The 19,653-nt window shown below is 52.7% G+C and carries 19 protein-coding genes; 8 read left to right on the top strand and 11 right to left on the bottom strand.

Annotated features, from left to right (window positions below; genetic code table 11):
- The 5 genes from gspG to VMT71_08055 form a co-directional block, all read left to right on the top strand.
- On the top strand, nucleotides 1-371 hold a 371-nt coding region (gene gspG, locus VMT71_08075), incomplete at its 5' end, for a type II secretion system major pseudopilin GspG (GenBank protein HVN23914.1).
- Nucleotides 334-855, top strand: a complete 522-nt coding sequence (locus tag VMT71_08070) for a prepilin-type N-terminal cleavage/methylation domain-containing protein (protein HVN23913.1) — start codon at nucleotides 334-336, stop codon at nucleotides 853-855. The genes gspG and VMT71_08070, both read left to right, overlap by 38 nt.
- Nucleotides 824-1,201 (top strand): hypothetical protein, encoded by a 378-nt coding sequence (locus tag VMT71_08065; GenBank protein ID HVN23912.1) that lies wholly within the window; start codon nucleotides 824-826, stop codon nucleotides 1,199-1,201. Before VMT71_08070 ends, VMT71_08065 begins: the two co-directional genes overlap by 32 nt.
- 185 nt (nucleotides 1,202-1,386) lie before the next feature.
- A complete protein-coding gene (gene ald / locus VMT71_08060) occupies nucleotides 1,387-2,499 on the top strand; it encodes an alanine dehydrogenase (GenBank protein HVN23911.1) in 1,113 nt (370 codons plus the stop codon).
- Between the two features lie 93 nt (nucleotides 2,500-2,592).
- Nucleotides 2,593-3,615, top strand: a complete 1,023-nt coding sequence (locus tag VMT71_08055) for a TRAP transporter substrate-binding protein (protein ID HVN23910.1) — start codon at nucleotides 2,593-2,595, stop codon at nucleotides 3,613-3,615.
- 217 nt (nucleotides 3,616-3,832) lie between these two features.
- On the opposite strand, the gene rpoD is transcribed toward VMT71_08055, so the two are convergent.
- From rpoD to VMT71_08025, 6 genes are all read right to left on the bottom strand, one after another.
- Nucleotides 3,833-5,416 (bottom strand): RNA polymerase sigma factor RpoD, encoded by a 1,584-nt coding sequence (gene rpoD, locus VMT71_08050; protein ID HVN23909.1) that lies wholly within the window; start codon nucleotides 5,414-5,416, stop codon nucleotides 3,833-3,835.
- Nucleotides 5,406-7,136: a DNA primase gene (dnaG, locus tag VMT71_08045; GenBank protein ID HVN23908.1), complete on the bottom strand. Its 1,731-nt coding sequence runs from the start codon at nucleotides 7,134-7,136 to the stop codon at nucleotides 5,406-5,408. The genes rpoD and dnaG overlap by 11 nt, the downstream gene beginning before the upstream one ends.
- Nucleotides 7,133-9,424, bottom strand: a complete 2,292-nt coding sequence (locus VMT71_08040; GenBank protein ID HVN23907.1) for a Smr/MutS family protein — start codon at nucleotides 9,422-9,424, stop codon at nucleotides 7,133-7,135. The genes dnaG and VMT71_08040 overlap by 4 nt, the downstream gene beginning before the upstream one ends.
- 14 nt (nucleotides 9,425-9,438) lie before the next feature.
- Nucleotides 9,439-9,891 carry a GatB/YqeY domain-containing protein gene (locus tag VMT71_08035; protein HVN23906.1) on the bottom strand — a complete coding sequence of 151 codons (453 nt, stop codon included), beginning with the start codon at nucleotides 9,889-9,891 and terminating at the stop codon, nucleotides 9,439-9,441.
- Nucleotides 9,892-9,893: 2 nt separating this feature from the next.
- The gene (gene rpsU / locus VMT71_08030; protein ID HVN23905.1) at nucleotides 9,894-10,103 is read right to left on the bottom strand and encodes a 30S ribosomal protein S21; all 210 of its coding nucleotides are present in this window, start codon (nucleotides 10,101-10,103) and stop codon (nucleotides 9,894-9,896) included.
- A 196-nt stretch (nucleotides 10,104-10,299) separates the two neighbouring features.
- Nucleotides 10,300-11,595, bottom strand: coding sequence for an adenylosuccinate synthase (locus tag VMT71_08025; protein HVN23904.1), 1,296 nt, complete (start codon nucleotides 11,593-11,595; stop codon nucleotides 10,300-10,302).
- 279 nt (nucleotides 11,596-11,874) lie between these two features.
- Here VMT71_08025 and VMT71_08020 point away from each other — a divergent pair, with 279 nt between their 5' ends.
- The 3 genes from VMT71_08020 (at nucleotide 11,875) to VMT71_08010 (ending at nucleotide 14,622) form a co-directional block, all read left to right on the top strand.
- Entirely contained in the window at nucleotides 11,875-13,440 is a 1,566-nt protein-coding gene (locus VMT71_08020) for a DASS family sodium-coupled anion symporter (GenBank protein HVN23903.1), read from the top strand.
- Between the two features lie 86 nt (nucleotides 13,441-13,526).
- Nucleotides 13,527-13,922: a cupin domain-containing protein gene (locus VMT71_08015; protein ID HVN23902.1), complete on the top strand. Its 396-nt coding sequence runs from the start codon at nucleotides 13,527-13,529 to the stop codon at nucleotides 13,920-13,922.
- Between the two features lie 52 nt (nucleotides 13,923-13,974).
- Nucleotides 13,975-14,622: an adenylate kinase gene (locus tag VMT71_08010; protein HVN23901.1), complete on the top strand. Its 648-nt coding sequence runs from the start codon at nucleotides 13,975-13,977 to the stop codon at nucleotides 14,620-14,622.
- 78 nt (nucleotides 14,623-14,700) lie between these two features.
- Here the strand turns inward: VMT71_08010 and VMT71_08005 are convergent, their stop codons facing one another.
- The 5 genes from VMT71_08005 to VMT71_07985 form a co-directional block, all read right to left on the bottom strand.
- A complete protein-coding gene (locus tag VMT71_08005) occupies nucleotides 14,701-15,522 on the bottom strand; it encodes a metal ABC transporter permease (GenBank protein ID HVN23900.1) in 822 nt (273 codons plus the stop codon).
- 60 nt (nucleotides 15,523-15,582) lie between these two features.
- Complete coding sequence (locus VMT71_08000; GenBank protein ID HVN23899.1) at nucleotides 15,583-16,335, bottom strand: metal ABC transporter ATP-binding protein; 753 nt, start codon at nucleotides 16,333-16,335, stop codon at nucleotides 15,583-15,585.
- Nucleotides 16,326-17,183, bottom strand: a complete 858-nt coding sequence (locus VMT71_07995) for a zinc ABC transporter substrate-binding protein (GenBank protein HVN23898.1) — start codon at nucleotides 17,181-17,183, stop codon at nucleotides 16,326-16,328. Before VMT71_07995 ends, VMT71_08000 begins: the two co-directional genes overlap by 10 nt.
- Before the next feature lie 124 nt (nucleotides 17,184-17,307).
- Entirely contained in the window at nucleotides 17,308-17,733 is a 426-nt protein-coding gene (locus VMT71_07990) for a Fur family transcriptional regulator (protein ID HVN23897.1), read from the bottom strand.
- Nucleotides 17,734-17,839: 106 nt separating this feature from the next.
- Nucleotides 17,840-19,642 carry a long-chain fatty acid--CoA ligase gene (locus tag VMT71_07985; GenBank protein HVN23896.1) on the bottom strand — a complete coding sequence of 601 codons (1,803 nt, stop codon included), beginning with the start codon at nucleotides 19,640-19,642 and terminating at the stop codon, nucleotides 17,840-17,842.
- Nucleotides 19,643-19,653 lie beyond the last annotated feature (11 nt).

The raw sequence follows: 19,653 nt of genomic DNA, 5'->3' as shown, positions 1-19,653 counted from the left end.
AGGCGCGCCGCATCAAGGCCAAGGCAGACATAAAGACCATCGAAAGCGCGCTGAAACTTTATAAGATCGATACCGGCACCTACCCCACGACCGAGCAGGGTCTGGAGGCGCTTATCAGAAAACCGGATACGGCCCCGGTGCCCAAGAAGTGGAGAGACGGAGGATATCTGGAAGGGAATGCCGTGCCCAAGGACCCCTGGGACAATCCTTACTACTACACGGCTTCAAGTTCTTCAGGCACATCGTCAATCTCCGGCAACACCGCGAGTGGAGGCCGCGACTACGAGATAACAAGCTACGGCCGCGATGGGCAGCCTGGTGGAACGGGCAGAGATGCGGATATTTCCAGCACCGACCTCAGCAAAGATTAGAGCGTCTGGTTTCACGCTTGTCGAGCTTCTGGTCGTCACGCTCCTCTTTGCCATCTTTCTCACCCTTGTATCGGTAAAATGGCAGAACCTTTCCAGTAAGGGCGCCGAAGGTTTTCTTGAGTCCTTTTCTATTGAAGTCACACTGCTCCGCGAAGAGGCGATCGCCAATTACGAGGAACGAGCGATCCAGTTCGACCTATCAACCAACAGAATTGATGTTGGAGCTCCTGACCGCCTGAAAGGATTTTTGCAGCTCAGAGAATTGAAGGTGCCGGAGAATTATGTCCTGAAAGATATCGTGCTAAATGGCGAAAAGATACCGTCCGGCAAAGCAATGGTGCGTTTTCTCTCCAGTGGGATGGTCGATAGGGTAATCCTTCACTTCACAACAGCGAAGGACCAGTTCTACACAGTGCTGCTCAATCCTGTAACTGCAAAAGTGACGGGCGAGAATGGGTACGTCGAAGAAGTTACGCTCCGATAAGGGAACAACACTCCTTGAAGTGATGATAGCGGTGGCCGTAGCAGCGATAGCGCTCGTCTCGCTTATCACCCTTGTCATTTCAGACCTCGACATCGAGGAGTATGCCCGAAAGATGACGAGTGCGACCCTTGTGGCAGAAGCCAAGCTGAAAGAAATCGAACGGACGGGTTACCCCGAGGTCTCACAGGTGGAAGGGCTCGTGGATGAAAGTGATCCCTCCGGCTTCTATCAGAGAATTGTGGTTACCGAGGCTCTAATCGCTGACGTGCGCCAGGTGGACATTGAAGTCCTTTGGGACAAGAGGAGACGCTCGGTCAGCATTGTCGGCTATTTTGCAAAAAGATAGCAACCGACTGTTCCGAGTTGCGCGTTGCGAGTTACGAGTTTGAAAAACCGGTTCTTGTTGTTAACCCGTAACGCGCAGCATGTCTTTGGTAACTAGGCACCCGTAACCTGTAACGAATTGTTATATTGTCTGTGCGGCACCACTATGATACAATCGCAATCATCACAGTAGCACAGGACATTTACATGGTCATCGGAGTTCCGAAAGAGATAAAAGCTGAGGAAAATAGGGTGGCAGTGGTACCCGGCGGCGTTGAAACGCTGGCCGCCAAAGGTCACAGGGTCATCGTTGAACGGGATGCAGGCGCGGGGAGCGGCTTCAACGACTCGGACTATGAGCGCTCGGGCGCCTCGATCGTTTACTCTCACGAGCAGGTGTTTACCGAAGCCGATCTTGTGCTGAAAGTGAAAGAGCCTCTGCCTGTGGAGTACCCTTTGCTGCGGCAGCAGCAGATTCTTTTCACCTACCTTCATCTCGCGGCATCCGAATCGCTCACCAGGAGCCTCGCTGACAGGGGAATCATCGGTATAGCATATGAGACGGTCCAGACAGATGACGGCTATCTGCCCCTGCTGGCGCCCATGAGTGAAATCGCCGGCAGGATGGCCCCACAGGAAGGCGCCAAGTACCTTGAGGAAACATATGGAGGAAGAGGCGTGCTCCTTGGAGGCATACCCGGAGTGCCGCCCGCGAACGTCGTGGTGCTGGGCGCTGGCAATGTGGGACAGAACGCCGCCCGCATAGCTCTCGGCATGGGAGCGTCCGTCACCGTACTCGACATAAACACGCGCAAGCTCAGAGCCATAGACGAGGCTTTTCAGGGCAGGCTGGTCACGATGGTTGCAGACAATTACAACGTACGGGTGGTGATTACGTACGCGGACCTCGTCGTGGGAGCTGTACTCGTGCCTGGCAGAAAAGCACCCAATCTTATCACAAGAGAGATGCTCAAGCTGATGAAACCCGGAGCTGTTATTGTTGATGTTGCCATCGATCAAGGCGGGTGCGTGGAAAGTTCCCGTCCTACCACGCACCACGAGCCTGTGTATATTGAATCAGGCATAGTCCATTACGCTGTGACAAACATGCCGGGAGCGGTTCCGCGCACAGCGACCCGCGCCCTCACAGCAAACACGCTTCCTTATGTGATGACGATTGCCGATAAGGGGTGGAACAGGGCAACCGCGGACGATCCGTCCCTGGCAAAAGGCGTTAACCTCGTCAACGGGCGGATCACGCACAGAGGCGTCGCCGACGCGTTCGGCCTCCCCTACACGTCCCTCGACGAACTCCTCTGACACAATTCTTGTTGACAATCTGCAGGATAAATTGTTTTGACAAACGCAATCGCATCTGGTAGAACGTGAAAAATATATCAAGGAGGGGTTTCTATGAGAAAGGGTGTGGTAACGGCAGTCGTTCTATTTGCTTTCATTCTTTCATTGGGCACTGTTGTATTGAAGGCACACGCGCAGACGGTTACGCTCCGCTACTCAAACTTCTTCCCTGCACCGCACAAGAACAGCATGCTCGCCGAGGAGTGGTGCAAGGAAATCGAAAAGAGGACCAACGGAAAGGTGAAGTTCAACTATTTCCCTGGAGCGACACTCACTCCAGCCGCGCAGACCTACGACAGCGTTGAGAAAGGCATCGCCGACGTGGGCTTGAGCGTCCTCGGGTACACTATGGGAAAGTTCCCCCTCACTGAGGTCACAGATCTGCCACTCGGGTCTCAGACCGGTATGCTCGCCACAAAAATGAACAATGCGTACTACCAGAAGTTCAAACCGAAAGAATTCGACGGAACACAGGTCATGTTCCTGAGCGGCCATGGCCCTGGTTTGCTCCATACGGCCAAAAAACAGGTAACAAAACTGGAAGACGTAAAGGGCATGAAGATAAGGGGCACCGGCCTGAGCGCAAAGATCATCCAGCACCTTGGCGGCGCCCCGGTCGGCATGCCTATGACCGAGACGTATGACGCCATCTCAAAAGGCGTCGTAGAAGGCGTTCTGGCGCCTTTTGAGGCAATGAAGGGGTGGAAACTGGGCGAAGTCTGCAACTTCACCGTGCTCGATTACGGCGCTTCTTACTCGACTGACTTTTTTGTGGTTATGAACAAGGCGAAGTGGAATTCCCTGCCCGCTGACGTCAAACAGATCATCCAAAAGGTCAACGAGGAGTGGATCGAAAAGCAGGGTAAGGTGTGGGACGAGATCGACCAGGAAGGCAAACAGCTCATGAGCGCGCAGGGCAAGAAGATTACAGCACTCTCCAAAGAGGAGGACGCCAAATGGGTCAAGGCTGTTCGTCCAATACTGGATGAATATGTCGCCCAGGCAAAAGCCAAAGGGCTGCCTGGAGACGAAGCCCTTAAGTTCTGTCTCGACTACATCAAGGCCAACCAGAAATAGCGCATCAATAAAGAAAGCCGCTGGCCAGCGCGCCAGCGGCTTTCTTTCTCAATCGAGTCTGAAATAAGCCCCAAATAACTCTACAAATCGTTTGATGCCAGTTTGCATTCAAAAATAGAGCGAGGCGACCAGGCGAATAGCGACGGAGGCGTACATTGGTACGTCGTAGTCGCGCCGACGCAGGCAACGAAGCTATATGAATGAAGGCAAACTGGCATCATGCTTCGTTGAAAGATTTGAGCCGCCCAGCCCTTATCGGGTGTCGCAGCTTTCTTAACGCCTTAGCCTCTATCTGTCTTATCCTTTCCCGCGTCAGTTCAAAGACGTGGCCGACCTCTTCGAGAGTGTGATCATACTTTTCCCCGAGACCGAATCTCATGCGGATCACCTTCTCTTCTTTCGGTGTCAGCGTCGCCAGAGTCTTGTCAAGCTGATCGATCAGATCGCGGAAGATCACCGAGTTCTGCGGAATAGGTGTGGCTTTGTCCTCGATAAGATCTGCGAGGTGCGTATCTTCGTCTTCGCTCACGGGCGTTTCAAGGGAAATCGGCTCTTTGGTTATCCTCAGTATCTTTCTTACCTTGTCCGGGCCAAAGCCCATTCTCACTGCAATCTCGTCGGGTACGGGTTCTCTACCAAGCTCCTGAACCAGCTCCCTGGAAACCCGGATGATCTTGTTGATCGTCTCGATCATGTGGACCGGTATACGTATTGTTCTGGCCTGATCCGCGATGGCCCGTGTTATGGCCTGCCTGATCCACCAGGTAGCATACGTGCTGAACTTATAGCCCTTCCTGTGTTCGAATTTTTCAACAGCCCTCATAAGGCCGATGTTTCCTTCCTGCACCAGATCAAGGAGTGAAAGGCCGCGGTTGATATACTTCTTGGCAATGCTCACCACAAGTCTCAGATTTGCCTTTATCAGCTCATTTTTCGCGCGAAGGCACTCTTTCTCAGCTTCCTGAATACGTGTCAGTGACAACTTCAACTCCCGGGTTGACACTCCTGCCTCGCGATCTGCCCGCTCAAGCTTCCTTTGCAGCATCGCAAGTTCCTTTCTTCCGGTCTCCCCCCGCGGGTGGCCGATTCTGCTAATCTCGTGGCCAAGCCTCTCGACTTTCGCTATATGGCGTCTCATCCTGAGCGCTATCCGTTCGATCATCTGCCTGCTCAGATTTATTTCAGAGACAACCTTCCCGATGTCCGCCTGCAGGGTCTCCCTTTCTTTTCTGTTACGCACCTTACGCATGCGCTGTGATCTCACCTTGAGACGTTCGAGAAGGCCGATGACCCTGTCTCTATGCAGTTCCTCATCAAATGACTCGTCCAGGTCATCAGCCTCACACGTTATTTCTTTGACTTCGATCTTCCCGGCGCTGAGGGCAGGGAGAGCCCGCAGTAACTCGCTGATGGTCAGCGGCACGGAAAGGATTATCCGCTTGATGTCTGCCCGCGATTGCTCAATACGCATGGCAATCTCTTTCTCCCCTTCTCTCGTCAGTAATGCCACCGCTCCCATCTCTCGTATGTAATGCTTAATTGGATTGGTTAACTCGTCCCCATACACGTCATCCAGGGAATCATCCAGCATCTCGCCATAATTCTCTGCATCGTTGAAGGCAGCTTGCTCCTCCCGTTCGACATCAAAAAGGTCAACATCCTCGAAAAGACCCCCCTTCTCCTCCGGACCGGGCACCGCGATGTAGATATCTCTCCGCTCCTGCCGATCCTCGTAAGCAAAAAACTTCTTGCCGACAGACAGACCAATCACATTCATTCCGTCGCTTCTTTCATCTGACATGCTGTCCCCCCTTGGCGGATTTGGATCTCATTCCCTGCACAACCTGTCGCTTCAGCTCCAGAAGCTGGGCCAGGGCCTCCTGATCACCCTTCTGTTCAGCTTCTGCCAAACGCTCGGTAATCTCCCTTGCTTCTTCTTTGAGCCTCTTCCTCTCGATATGCTGGCAATAATCAAGAATTACCTTTTCCATCTCTTCCGCGTCGTAGTCTGCCACTTCCAGGGCCGAGCTCAGCACGGAATTCTTCAACTCGTCTCCTTCCAGCATTGCGACAAACCGCCTCACCTCCAGACAACCCTGCTGTTCATACTGCTCGATCATACGATCCAGAACTTGCTGCGATTCTCCGTCTGCAATATAGCGTTTCACCCCCTTCCCTTTCAGCAACTGCATGAGAGAGGGCCTGTTCAGACAAATACCTATAATCTTTCTCTCCACTGTTGCGTTTTGTCTCTCTCCCCGATCCGCTCCTTCGATCCTCTTCTCGTGTATGGAGTCCCAAAAGCAATACTCCTCGACACCGGTAAGTTGTGCAAGCCTCTGGACGTAAAGCCTCTTGACTATGCCGTCCTTCATTCCCTCCAGCTGAGGAAGAATGGTCTTGATGAATGCCCGTTTTCCCTCAAGCGTGGAAAGACCACACCGTTTCATATGAAAGTCAAAGGAGTAGTCGAGAATGGCCTTCCTGGACTCCATCAACTCCTGAAAGCCGGACAGCCCCTTCTCCCTCACGAAGCTGTCGGGATCATGCTGTGGAGGCAGAACGACCATCCTGCCGTTGATGCCCATCTCACCGAGGAGGCCGATGAGCCTCAGCGTGCTCTTCATGCCCGCTTCATCCCCATCGAGCATCAATGTAATGTTTTCCGTATAATTCCTCAGGCGGGATATCTGCTCTTCTGTAACGGACGTGCCCAGCGTTGCCACGGCGTTGCGCACGCCCACTTGGTGCAGGGCAATAAGATCGAAGTATCCCTCCACGACGATCGCTTCGTCTTTTTCTGCAATCTCTTTTCTCGCTTTATCCAACCCGTAGAGCACAGACCGCTTTGTGAACACAGCTGATTCCGGCGAGTTGAGGTACTTGGGAAGTGCCTCCTTTTCAAGGGCCCTGCCCCCGAAGCCGATAACCTTACTATTGATGTCGAGGATGGGTATGACAATCCGGCCGCGAAATATATCGTAGATATCGCTTCCCCTCATTTTGAATAGCCCGATGCTGAACAGCAGATCGAAGGGGACGCCGATCATTTTTGAAAACTCTTGCGTATATCGCGCCCGCTCGCTGTATCCCAGCCTGAACTCTTCCATTGTTGCGCTCGTGATGCCGCGCTTTTCCAGATACGCTCTGGCCGCTCCGGACTTCCTGAGATTCGCGTGGTAATAGTCGGCAAGCTTCAGGAGAGCTTCCAGGATGGGCATCCTTTTCCCCGCAGGCCGGTTCGTGATCTTTATACCAAGTTGATTGGCGAGGCTTTCCAGGGCTTCGCTGAAATTGACATGATCATACTTCGCGAGGAAATGGACCGCATTACCCCCTTCGTGGCAGCCGAAGCAGTAGTATATCTGCTTCTCGACGCTTACAGTAAAGGAGGGCGTCTTCTCTTTGTGAAATGGACAGAGTCCCAGGTAATCCTTTCCGGCGCGTCTCAGCTTAACGTACTGAGAAACAACGTCAAGGATGTTTACTCGTTCGAGTACTGCCTCAAGCAAGCTATTCACTGCAACTCCACGATGGTCACACCGGAATTCCGCTCCTCACCTTTGACCACGATATGGGGAGTTTCCAGGAGGCGGTGCCTGATAGCATCCATGAGCGCTCCTGTTCCTATCCCGTGCACGATGCGCAATGTCGTGGTACCGTGTACTATAGCTCTGTCGATGAACCGATCCACCTCGCGTAATGCCTCTTCAACGCGCATGCCTCTCACGTTCAACTCGGGGACTTCGATGGGGGCAACATGGACCTCGACCGGTCTTGCATTCGTTTTAACCTGCCCCGGGACCTTAAACAGGTACTCGGTGTGTACCTTCATTTTCATGCCGCCGAGATCGACCTCTGCGTTGTGCTTCTCTTCGTCGATACGTATAACATAGCCGTCGCGGCCAACCGACTTGACCCTTACATGATCACCCACGCGTATGATCTCGGCAGCTGTCACACCACCTGCATGCTTATCTTGGATCAGGCGAAGGCGATCGCGCGCCCGCCTCACCGAAGTTCTCTCTTTCTTGAGCGCCTCCTTGCGGATTTCCTCCAACTCCCGCTCCGTCTCCAGGAGTCGCACCCGGCACCGTTCCTCAGCCGCCTTAAGGTACTCGTCGCGCTTTTCCTTCAACTGCGCGAGCCTCGCCTTTGCCTCTTCCCTCAGCTTTGACACATGCGCGCGTTCTTCCTTCAGTTTGCCTCTTTCTTCCTCGAGGCCTTTTACGAGATCATTGAGCATATGTTCCTGTTTTCCGAGATACTCGTAGCTCTTCCTGATGATGTCGCGGGGCATATCGCAGTTTTCAGCCACGTGAATTGCATTGCTCACGCCTGCAACACCGTAGAGAAGCCTGTACAAAGGCTTTATTGTGTCGCTGTCGAAGTCGGTTGCAGCGTTGAGCGCGAACGCTCTCGAGTACCCGTAGGCCTTCAGCACATTGAGATGGGTGGTCACCAGCGTCTTACATCCTCTTTCAACAAACGCATCGATAATCCCCATCGCCAACGCGGATGCTTCCTGCGGTTCCGTGCCTCCGCCGATTTCATCAATCAGTATGAGCTCGCCACCGTGAGATTTTTCGTAGAGGCTCTTTATGGCACTGACGTGAGCGGTGAAACTGGAGAGCTCCATGGAGATATCCTGCTCATCACCGATGACTGCGTATATCGCCGGGAAGAGCGTTATCCGCGGATTTCCCCTCGCAGGGACAAAGAGACCGGAGGCTGCCATGGCCACAAGCAGGCCGATTGTTTTCAGAGCCACTGTCTTGCCGCCTGCGTTAGGCCCTGAAATTATCATTGCCTTCTTCTCTCTTTCCATCACTATGTCTATAGGGACCGCTTTCTCCTTTTTTGACATGATGATGAAAGGATTCCTCGCCTCCCTTATATCAATAGACCCGTCTGTGGCCATATCAGGCCGAACGGACTCGTATGCAAGGGAGAAACGGGCGAGGCAATGATAGAAATCAAGTTCGATTACGGTTTCAAGATTTGCTTCCAGTTGGTCTCTGTAGCCCCGCATCCAGGCAGTGAGTTCACGCAGTATTCTCTGCTCTTCTTCCCTTTCGTCTTCCTCCAGCATGCTTATCTGGTTGTCGGACTCGACGATCGCCATCGGCTCGACAAACGAGGTCTTGAGAGAATGGGAATAGTCGTGAACTATCCCCTGAAAGAATTGGTTGAAGTTGGGCTTTACGGGCAGCACGTACCTGCCGTTCCGCACAGCCACGTAGGTATCCTGAAGCGCCGGGCGCACGTCTTCCGACTCCATCATCTTTTCCAGATGTCTCTTTGCCCGCTCCCTCAGCTGATAAAGATCTGACCGTATTTTCGAAAGAGCATAGGACGCGCTGTCTTCGACAAAACCTTCCGTGTTCACCACTTTTCGGATGCGCGCTCTGACGGCCGCAAGGGGATCAATGCGTTCCAGAAGCTCTTCCGTATATTGCTTTAAACCGAAGGCGCCTTTCAAGAAGCCTGTTATCTCCTTGCATCGCGTCAGGAAATCGTGGAGTGCTATGAAGTCTGAAAGTTCAAAAACGAAGTTTTCAATGGCGAGCTGCGACAGGGTCCGCCTTACGTCCGGAATCTCAGTCAGCGGTACGAGGCCGTTCCACTTTATCAGCTCCAGTAACGCTTCCAGCCTGTCTTGTCGTGCTTGTATCTGCCCGATATCCTCCCGAGATGACACCGGTCTCAGAGAGGAAACACGATCGTCGATGAGGGATGTCGATGCGTATTCTTTGATCACATCGAGCAGCTTCAAGTAATCGATGTACGATAGCGTCTTGTCGATCATGCCGCGCTTAAGGGCTACGTTTGCGTGGATAGCCTTTGACGCACCATGTCACTCAAAACCTTTCCATCAATCCTGGCAGCATGTTTTTCCATCAGGAATTTCATCACCTTTCCCATATCCTTCGGGGTCTTAGCATCTAGCTGACGAATGGCCTCTTCCACTTCGCCGGACAACTCCTCAAGTGTCAACTGTGCAGGCACAAATTCCTGTAAAACAACAAGTTCTTTCTCTTCCTTCTCAACCAGGTCTTGTCTATGGCCCTTCTTGAAGCTTTCGATAGATTCAGAATGCTGCTTGATCAGAGTCTTGACCACTCCGTGGAACTCCTCCTCGGCGAGTGGTCTGACCTTTTCGACTTCTTTATACTTGACGGCGCCGAGGAGCATACGCAGCGTAGAAACCCTCACCGCGTCGCGCTCTTTCAGTGCTTTCTTGAGATCCGCTTCAATGCGGTCTTTAAAGCCCATTATCAGTACAGGCCTTTTGCTACCATCCGTCTCATTTTCTTAAGGGCCCTTTTCTTTGCAGCCAGGATCTTTTTCTTTCTCTTGACGCTCGGTTTTTCGTAATGCTCTCTTCTCTTGACTTCGGACAGAATACCCGTTCTTTCACACTGCTTCTTAAATCTTCTCAGGGCGCTCTCGAAGGACTCCCCGTCTTTTACGATAACTACCGGCATCCACGTTCGCCTCCCTTCGTCACCGATTAAATTGGAAGGATAAATTTAACCTTAACTCTTTAAGCAAAGTCAACAGATTTAGTTATTATTTTGCAGCTTCAGATAAAGGATGAACTATTCTATATAACATATTCAAATTACTTGTATTTAAATGACAGAATTCTGCCCTGTCTCAAAAAGGGCTCATCCCTGTGGATCACATGAGGAACGGGTTCCTTCGAATTATGGTATGCGTTCTCTCCGGGCCTGTTGATATGATATCCAGAGGTACTCCGCTCAACGTTTCGATTCTGTCCAGATACTTCCGCGCATTCTGGGGCAGATCTTCAAGACGCGTAATGCCTTGAGTCGGGCTCTTCCATCCAGGCAGCGTTTCGTAAACAGGTTCGCACGCTGACCATCCCTTCAGGGAGAGCGGGGGTTCCGTAGAGAGTCTCCTGCCCGTTTTGTAGCCGGTGCAGATTTGCAGGTTGTCGAATTCATCCAGCACGTCAAGTTTCATGACTGCAAGAGAGCTCACACCGCTCAAGGCCACAGCTCTCTTTGCAATAACCGCATCGAACCAGCCACATCTGCGCGGTCTACCGGTTGTCGCGCCGAACTCCCCGCCCTTTTGTCGCATCAGCTCTCCTTCAGGACCGGTGAGTTCAGTAGGAAAAGGTCCTTCCCCCACTCTCGTTGTGTACGCCTTGCACACTCCGAGCACATGGTTTATGGCGGTCGGCGGCATACCAGCGCCGCAGGCAGCATTACCAGCAAGGGTATTTGACGAGGTAACATAGGGATAGGTCCCGTGATCAATGTCCAGATACGTGCCCTGAGCTCCCTCGAACAGAATATTTCGTTTCTTCCTGATCGCCTCATGGATGAGCAGCGGCGTATCCGCCACATACTTCTTCAGAAGCTCTCTGTAAGTCCCATACTCTTTTATCACGTCCCGCGGCCGCAACGGCTCCCCTTTGTAAAGACGCTTAATGAGGAAGTTCTTGACTTTAAGGTTCTCTCGCACTTTCTCTGCAAAGAACTTCTTGTCAAGCAGGTCGACGACCCTTATGCCGAGCCTGCTCGATTTGTCCTCATACGCGGGGCCGATACCTCTACCCGTGGTGCCTATTTTACGGCCGTCGCTCACCGACTCCCTGAGCATGTCCATCTTTTTGTGGTACGGCATGATGAGATGTGCGTGTGCGCTCAGCTTGAACCGACGCTCGTCTTCAAAATAGCCAGACCTCTTCAGCTCCTCTATTTCACCAATCAACACCGATGGGTCAACCACAACACCGTTGCCGATAATGCACGTCTTGTCGGGATGGAGTATGCCCGAGGGGATGAGGTGGAGAACTACTTTCCGCTCGCCCACCACGATGGTGTGGCCTGCGTTGGCGCCCCCTTGGTAGCGAACGATCGCGTCGGCAAATTCGCTCAGCAGATCGATAATCTTGCCTTTGCCTTCATCGCCCCACTGAAGGCCGAATGCTACCACATTTGCCATTTCTGATACCCTCCTCGATTGGTCCAAATCAGCACGGGTTGCGCGATATCATACATTGTTTCCGGAGAGGAGGTCAACCACTCAATCACGCTGGATGCGGACTTCCCGTTGCGTGTGTGTCTCCACTCCCCCTCCCTTTTTTCTTGACAATTATCAGCCCATGAAATAGGAATGTAAGAGGGGATAGGGGTTCAGTGCCACATCTACAGATTCCACGTTCAGCAGACTTGTTTCATTCGCCAGCTAAACATTACAGTGCCACCACACAAGGGGGGAGTCATGGCAGAGCAGACGCGGATGAGCTACAAGAGTTTCGCAGAAGTGAAGCAGACACTTTCTCCGGCAGAAGAACGTTTCGAACTCTGGCGTAATACCGTCGGTCTCTTTCTCGGGCCAATCGTTGGAATTGTACTATTCATGACGCCAATGGTCAGCCTGAGTTACCAGGCCCACGCCCTTGCGGCCATAATCGGCTGGATAGTCGTCTGGTGGATCTGCGAGCCAATCCCCATACCAATGACCGCTCTTGTGGGTGCCATCCTCTGCGTCTTGTTCGGCGTGGCGCCGGCCGCCAAAGTCCTCGGCCCTTTTGCCGATCCGACGATATTCCTTTTTCTCGGCAGCTTCATTCTGGCTGAAGCCATGGCGGTTCACGGTCTGGACAAACGGTTCGCCTTTGGTATCATGTCGCTCAAATGGGTCGGCAACAGCGCCGGAAGATTGCTCTTCGTGTACGGCGTTATCTGCGCCTTTATTTCCATGTGGATCAGCAACACCGCGACGACTGCCATGATGTTCCCGGTGGGCCTGGGATTGGTCTATGCGATGGCGGATATTATAAGCGCAAAGACAGGTAAGCCGGTAGATGCGACAAGATTGCGCTTTGGAACAGGCATCATGCTAATGGCCGCCTATTCCGCGTCTGCAGGCGGCATCGGCACCCCGGTCGGAACCCCCCCAAATCTCATCGGCATGGCAATGATCGAAAAGTTTGCCCATGTGAAGATACCTTTCTTCCAGTGGATGCTCTTCGCGATCCCGCTCCTGGTCATAATGTATGCACTCCTCTTCATACTTCTTTACGCGCTTCACAAGCCGGAATTGAGCCAGATAGAAGGAAGTCACGAATACGTCAGTGCGGAACTTAAGAAACTGGGCAAGTGGACAACCGGTCAGCGCAACGCGCTCATCGCTTTTCTTGTCGCGGTAATTCTCTGGATTATACCCGGCTTTCTGGCCGTCATCTACGGGACCACCTCGCCCGAATCAAAGCTCTATAACACCAAGGTGCCTGAGGCAATAGCCGCCCTCATTGCCGCTGCGCTCCTTTTCATTCTCCCGGTCAACTGGAAAGAGAGGGAGTTTACCATAAGCTGGAAACAGGCAACGAAGATCGACTGGGGTACACTGCTGCTCTTCGGTGGCGGTCTTACCCTTGGCAACCTGATGTTTGAGACAAAGCTTGCAGAGGTGATCGGCAAGAGCCTTCTGGCCTCCAGCGGCGCCACGTCGATGTGGGGAATCACGTTTGCCGCGATTGTCATAGCCATCATCGTGAGCGAAGCCACATCGAACACAGCAGCAGCCAACATGTGCGTGCCGGTCATGATATCGCTGGCTATCGCCGCAGGTGTCAATCCCGTACCCCCGGCTATAGGCGCGACCCTCGGCGCGAGCTGGGGCTTCATGCTGCCCGTCTCCACCCCTCCCAATGCCATTGTGTATGGGTCGGGTATGATCCCGATCACCAAAATGATGAGGGCCGGCATTTTCTTCGATGTAGCAGGTGCAATGGTAGTATGGATCGGCTTGCGCATCCTTCTGCCACTGGTGGGTCTTGCGTAACCTGTTTCGGGGATCCTCAGACATACATTGCCTTTGTGCTTTGTCGAGAATTATGTAATAGTAGTAGTCGCGATGAGGGGTTGCCGGTGACAGAAGGATCCGCGGGCACTGAAGCTGTGCCCGGCGCAGGAGCGCTCTTTAGCAAGAAAGTCTATCGCCTGCAACAGGCTGACTGGAAGAGGATCCGTCCCGAGCTTACCAGAGGCATCCTCGGAAAAGCCCTCTCACCCACGGGAGCCGGCGACATCGATGTCACGCTGACGAGAGTCGAGCCGCGCGGTGAGTTTTCTCTTCACCGTGATCCCTATCATCACGTCTTTTACGTTTTTGAGGGAACGGGTGAGGTGAGACTCGGAGAGGAGGTTTACCCCATTCGTCCGGAAACGGTCGTACAGGTTCCGGCTGGAGAGGTTCACGCCTACAAGAACAACGGGGATACGGAGCTGATCCTCCTCACCCTCAACATTCAAGTCGGGAAGTGACGATTTCAATAATCGAACAGTTGATTCACCACATCAAAAGGAGGAACAAGTAATGCGCATCGTGTTATTGGGAGCACCAGGAGCAGGAAAGGGTACAGTAGCAAAGCTGTTGACAGCTCATGACGGCTCGATTCAGATATCGACCGGCGATATTCTGCGGGCAGCGGTCAAGGCCAACTCGGAACTGGGAAAGAAGGCAAAAGGCTACATGGAACGGGGCGAACTGGTACCCGATTCACTCATTATGGAGATCATGGAGGTGAGACTGCAGGAACCTGACTGTGCTAAAGGGTTTATACTCGATGGGTTCCCCCGCACCATTCCTCAGGCAGAGGACCTCAAAAAGCTACTTGCCAAGCTAAAATTGAAGCTGGATTTGGTCGTCAACCTCGACGTCCCCAAGGACGTGATACTGGACCGCCTCACCACAAGGCGCACGTGCTCCAACCAGGATTGCCAGGAAATATACAACATCAAGAGCAAGCCGCCGTCAGCAGACGGAAAATGCTTCAAGTGCGGCTCTCCTGTCGTTCAGCGCGCGGATGAGACGGTAGAAGCAATCACGACCCGTCTCGAGACCTACAACGAGAAGACTGCGCCCCTAATAGGCTTTTATGATAAGGAGGGTCTGCTCAAGAACATCAGCTCCCTGAGCAGCGAGCAGACGGTCAAGGAAATTACCGGAGCAATCAAGAAATAGGCGATAAAAAAGAAGGTTGAGGAAAAGGCTGGACGCACTTCTTCCTCAACCTTCTTTCTGTTCTTTCCTTACCCTCGTTTATTTTCTTCTGCCTTGTCCTGCCTTCTTATACAGAAGACTCCCTATGAAAAAGATGAAATTGAGTATGACTATTGTCGCGCCGGTCGGAAGATCGAGCATAACTGACAGAAAAACACCAACAACAACAGAAAGCACAGAGATGCCGGAAGCAATGGCTATGGTTCCCTTGAAGCTTCTCGCAATCTGCAATGCAGCCGCAGGCGGCACGATCAGAAGAGAAGAGATAAGCATGATACCCACGACCTTCATGGCAAGGACGACCGTCAGCGCGCTCAGAAGGACGAGGATCGTGCTGATCCTTCCCGTCCTGATGCCGGAAGCGCGCGCTGATTCCTCATCAAAGGTCAGGGAGAAGAGCTCGTGAAAAAGAAGAAAGACAGTCGCAATGACGCCAAGGGAAAGACACATCGAGGTGACAACCTCACCTTCCCGGATAGCCAGAATATTTCCAAACAGGTAGCTGAAGAGATCGATATTGAACCCGCCCGCAACACTGGCCAGGATTATGCCTCCTGCTATCCCGAGGGAGGAGACCATCCCGATAGCCGCATCCCCGAACAGACGCGCTCTTTGAACCAGTTTGAGTATGGCAATTGAACTAGCCATTACTACCGGTATTGCCGCGTACAGAGGAAAGATACCGAGAAGCATGCCCAGCGCCACACCCCCGAACGTGACATGAGCGAGACCATCGCCTATCAGGGAGAGACGCCTCAGAACAAGAAAAACCCCCAGCGTAGAGCAGGAAATAGCAATGAACGATCCCGCCAACAACGCCCTCTGTATGAAGCTATGACTTAAGAAATCAAAAATCTCCAAAGCTCTACACCTTTACTCTGTTACGCTCAACGAACGTATACGCCGGAATGCGAGCCAGCATTAGTCATGGCGATGGCAGATAACATGCTGCGAAAAAGTTCCAAAATACTCACCCATGTCTGCAGAAACACAGAACTCGCCGAAGGTGCCGTGAAATATTACTTTCTTGTCGAGATATAAGAGAGTGGAGGCGTATTTGCCGATGCTCCCTATATCATGTGTAACGATGAGAATCGTTGTGCTGTTCTTCTCGTTCAACTCACGCAGCACATCGAAAAAATGTTCCCTTATTTCAGGGTCAAGCGCGGCGGTGGGTTCGTCAAGTATCAAAAAATCAGGTTGATTCACCAGGGCGCGGGCGATAAACACCCTCTGCTGTTGTCCCCCGGAAAGCTCGCCGATCAGCTTATTCCTGATGTCCGCGATGTCCATGAGCTTCATGGCGTGCTCTATCAATTCTCCCTCATGTTTGCCTGGATGCTTCGGGAATCCGTGTTTCGATAGAAGCCCCAGCCCTACTATCTCTCTGACCGTTGCAGGAAAGTTCGGATTAAAGGATACAAGCCGTTGAGGGACATACCCTATCTTGTCCCAGTTCCTGAATGTCAAAGGGCTGTCGCCGAAGAGCGAAACTGACCCCTTGTCAGCCTCAGAAAAACCCAGCAGGATGCGGATGAGCGTCGTTTTTCCAGAACCGTTTGGCCCGACGAGGCCGCAATAATCGCCTGTATTCAACGAGAAACTCACATCGGAGAGGACTCCGACGGAGTTGTAGGCAAAGGAAAGCTCACGCATCTCTACAGCTATCGGCATTCCAGTCCCTTTTTGAGATTGTTAAGATTCTGCTCCATGATTCCAAGAAACGTTACCCCTTTGGCCATTTCTTCCCTCGTCACATTGTGTGCACCGTTCAGCTTCAGCATGGAAACGCCTGTCTCATTGGCGATGATTTCTGCTACCCGCGGTGTGATGAGCTCTTCGTAGAAAATATAATGCACGCCGTATTTCTTTATTTGCTCCTTCAGTTGTATTAGTTTGGCGGCTGTTGGCTCCGCATCAGGCGATCCGCTGTACGCCGACATGTAGAGCAGATGATAGCGTTTCGCAAGATAATTGAAGGCAAAGTGGCCGCCATGAATAATTACATGTTGCTTGCAGTCAGCAAGCACCCGCTTATATTCTTCATCCAATCGGGCGAGCTCATCGACGTAGTTTTGTGCATTCCTCGTGTAGTACTCTTTATGCGCAGGGTCTTTCATCGCAAACCCTCTCACGATAGTGCGTACCATCTTCTGTGCATTGCCGAAATCGAGCCAGACATGAGGATCAATATCCCGGTCATAGCGCTTATTCTCTTTCTCTCCGGCGCCCTTCTTATCGAGAATATACGGCTCCTTGTTGTCCCCGGCAAGCAAGCCCGCACTGGCATCGATCACAATGAGCCGCTCAGCATTGAGGCTGCTCAGGACGGTTGCCGCCCATGGCTCCATCCGCCCTCCTGTGTATATAAACAGATCCGCGCTCTCCAGTTTCATAAGGTCACCCGGCTTTGGTTCGAAGCTGTGAGGCTCCACACCGGGCGGCAACAGGAGCGTGACGTCCGCCTGTTCCCCTCCGATCTGTTTTGCAAAATCGTAAAGCGGAAAGAGAGTCGTGATCACAATGAGCCTTCGCTCAGCCGGGGCTTTCTCTGGAGACTTGCTGCAGGCCGTTAAAAGACAAAAGATCAGCACCATTCCGGTGACAAAAAGAATTCTCCTATTGAAGAAACAGGCATTCACGAAATCAACACGCCAGACAGTCCTTGCAGTGACCGTACACCTGCATGAGGTGTGAGACCACTGCACCCTTGAGGTCCTTTTTCACTTCCTTGTTTATCAATTCCATTCCGCAGAAACTGAGGTCTTCCACTTTCCTGCAGGAGATGCAGACAAAATGATGATGGTGGTGGCTTTTCGGGCAAAAATAATAGTAGAGCCTCCGGTCAGGATGAAGAATCTTTATCAGCACGCCGCACGCAGAGAGCTCTTCCAGGTTCCGGTATACCGTGGGGAGCCCTGCCCTTACGGCCGTTCTCCTCATGCGCCTCCAGATCTCCTCGGGAGCCAGATAAATTGATTCCACTGCGAGTATTTTGAGGATTGCCAGTCTCTGAGACGTAACTTTTAACTTGAGCGCCCGCAGGAGTTTATCGAAGTCCTGATCCGCCATGGTCCATCATATTTTTTCTAATTGAAAATGATTTTCAATTATAGTCACCGATGAGCGGTGTGTCAAGAAGTACGCGCGACTGTGGCAGCCTCATTGATCAGGCTGGTCAGTTGCTTTCACTCGAATCGCTGTAGAGGGAATCGATGAGGTGGCCGTACCTCTCCAGCACGACACGCCTTTTGATTTTCAGAGTAGGAGTGAGTTCACCCGCCTCCAAGGTAAATTCCCTGTCGACTAAAGCAAAGGCACGGATTTTCTCGTAGTCGGCAAGGCCCTCTGTGAGACGTTGAATCTCCATGCGTATGAGCCGACGTACCGCCGGCTCCTCGATAAATCCTGTCTCATCCCCCACATGGCCCTCGACCCCGTGCGCCCGGGCCCACTCCCTGACCCGGTCAAATGCCGGTACGATGAGCGCTCCGACAGTGTTTTGCCGGTCGCCCACCAACACCGCTTGAAAAATGAAGGGACTGCCAAGCAGGAGGGTTTCCAGATGCTGAGGGAGCACCTTTTTGCCGTTGGCGAGCACAATCAAGTTCTTCTTGCGGTCCGTGATGCTCAGGTAGCCGTCTTCGATTGTTCCTATGTCGCCGGTATGGAGCCAGCCGTCGGGCTCTATAGCTTCCTTCGTCTCTTCAGCTCTTTTGTAATAGCCCTGCATAACATTGGGACCTCGAACCAGGATTTCCCCATCATCGGCGAGTTTCACCTCCACTCCTTCGAACGGCCTGCCAACCGTGCCTAACCTGATCCTTCCGGGAGGATTCACGCTCACCAGCGGTGATGTTTCGCTCAGGCCGTACCCCTCCATGATCGGCAGCCCCATGGCCGAGAAGAACTCAAGAGTATCTCTGGAAACCGGCGCGCCGCCCGCGAAGAAAAACCGCAGCCGATCCAATCCCAGACGATCTCTCAGACGCCTGAAAACAAGCCGGTCAGCAAGCCAGCGCTTGCGCGTAAGAAGAGGTCCCACGCTTCCACCAGCCTGCACCTCCACCATTGCTCTGCCGGAGGAGAAGGCCCAAGCGATCAGTTTCTGCCTGACCCGAGGCTCTTTGGTAAATGCGGCCTTAAGACCTTCTTCGAACATCTCCAGCAGTCTTGGCACGACCGCCATGTAATGAGGCCTCACCTCCTGTATATTCTGCCGGAGTCTGCGCAGATTCTCCACGTATGCAATCGTCGATCCGAGACTTATCGGCAGGTAGTGATCCACCATCCTCCCGAACACGTGGTTGAGAGGCACGAAAGATAGGAGCGTGTCACCCTGTTGGAAGGTGAGAACCTTCCGCGCGGTGCTGTAGTTGGAAACAAAGTTCTGATGGGAGAGTATCGCCCCCCTGGGCTCCGCGGTGGTGCCCGAGGTGTAGATAATGCTCGCCCAGTCTTCTGGTCTTACGGATGACCAGCACTCCTCGTATTTATGATCGGCAAGGGGAGAAGCTTCGCCATCCCTCAGAAGCGCTTCGTAGGAGAGAACAGACTCAGCGCCATCACGCGGTGCGTTCATGCTGATTATGCAAAGGTCACCGAACTTTTCTCTGACCGCAAGTGCCTTGGCAAGTTGCTCCTGATCTGAGACGATGAGGCACCGGGCGCCGGAATCCGAGATGATATACTCAACGTGTGCGACGGGAAGGGTTGGAAAGATACCCACGTTGACCGCGCCGGCATGGAGGATCGCAAAATCACTGATTGCCCATTCAGGCCTGTTCTCCGACATAAGGGCTACCCGGTCTCCCCTGGTTACGCCGATCGAAAGGAGAGCCGTTGTCAGCCCTCGCACCCGGTCACCCATTTCTCTGTATGTAATCGGTCTAAAACTGCCGTCTACTTTCCGGAGCATCGCCGGATAATCGGCGAATTTTTTTACGCTTTCTTGAAACATCCGGCACAACGTCTCGGCCATGCTTACTCTTA

Source organism: Syntrophorhabdales bacterium (assembly GCA_035541455.1).
In the GTDB taxonomy this organism is placed as follows: Bacteria; Desulfobacterota; Syntrophorhabdia; order Syntrophorhabdales; family WCHB1-27; genus JADGQN01.
Note: the sequence above shows the minus strand (reverse complement) of the source record. Positions and strands in the feature narration are given on the sequence as shown.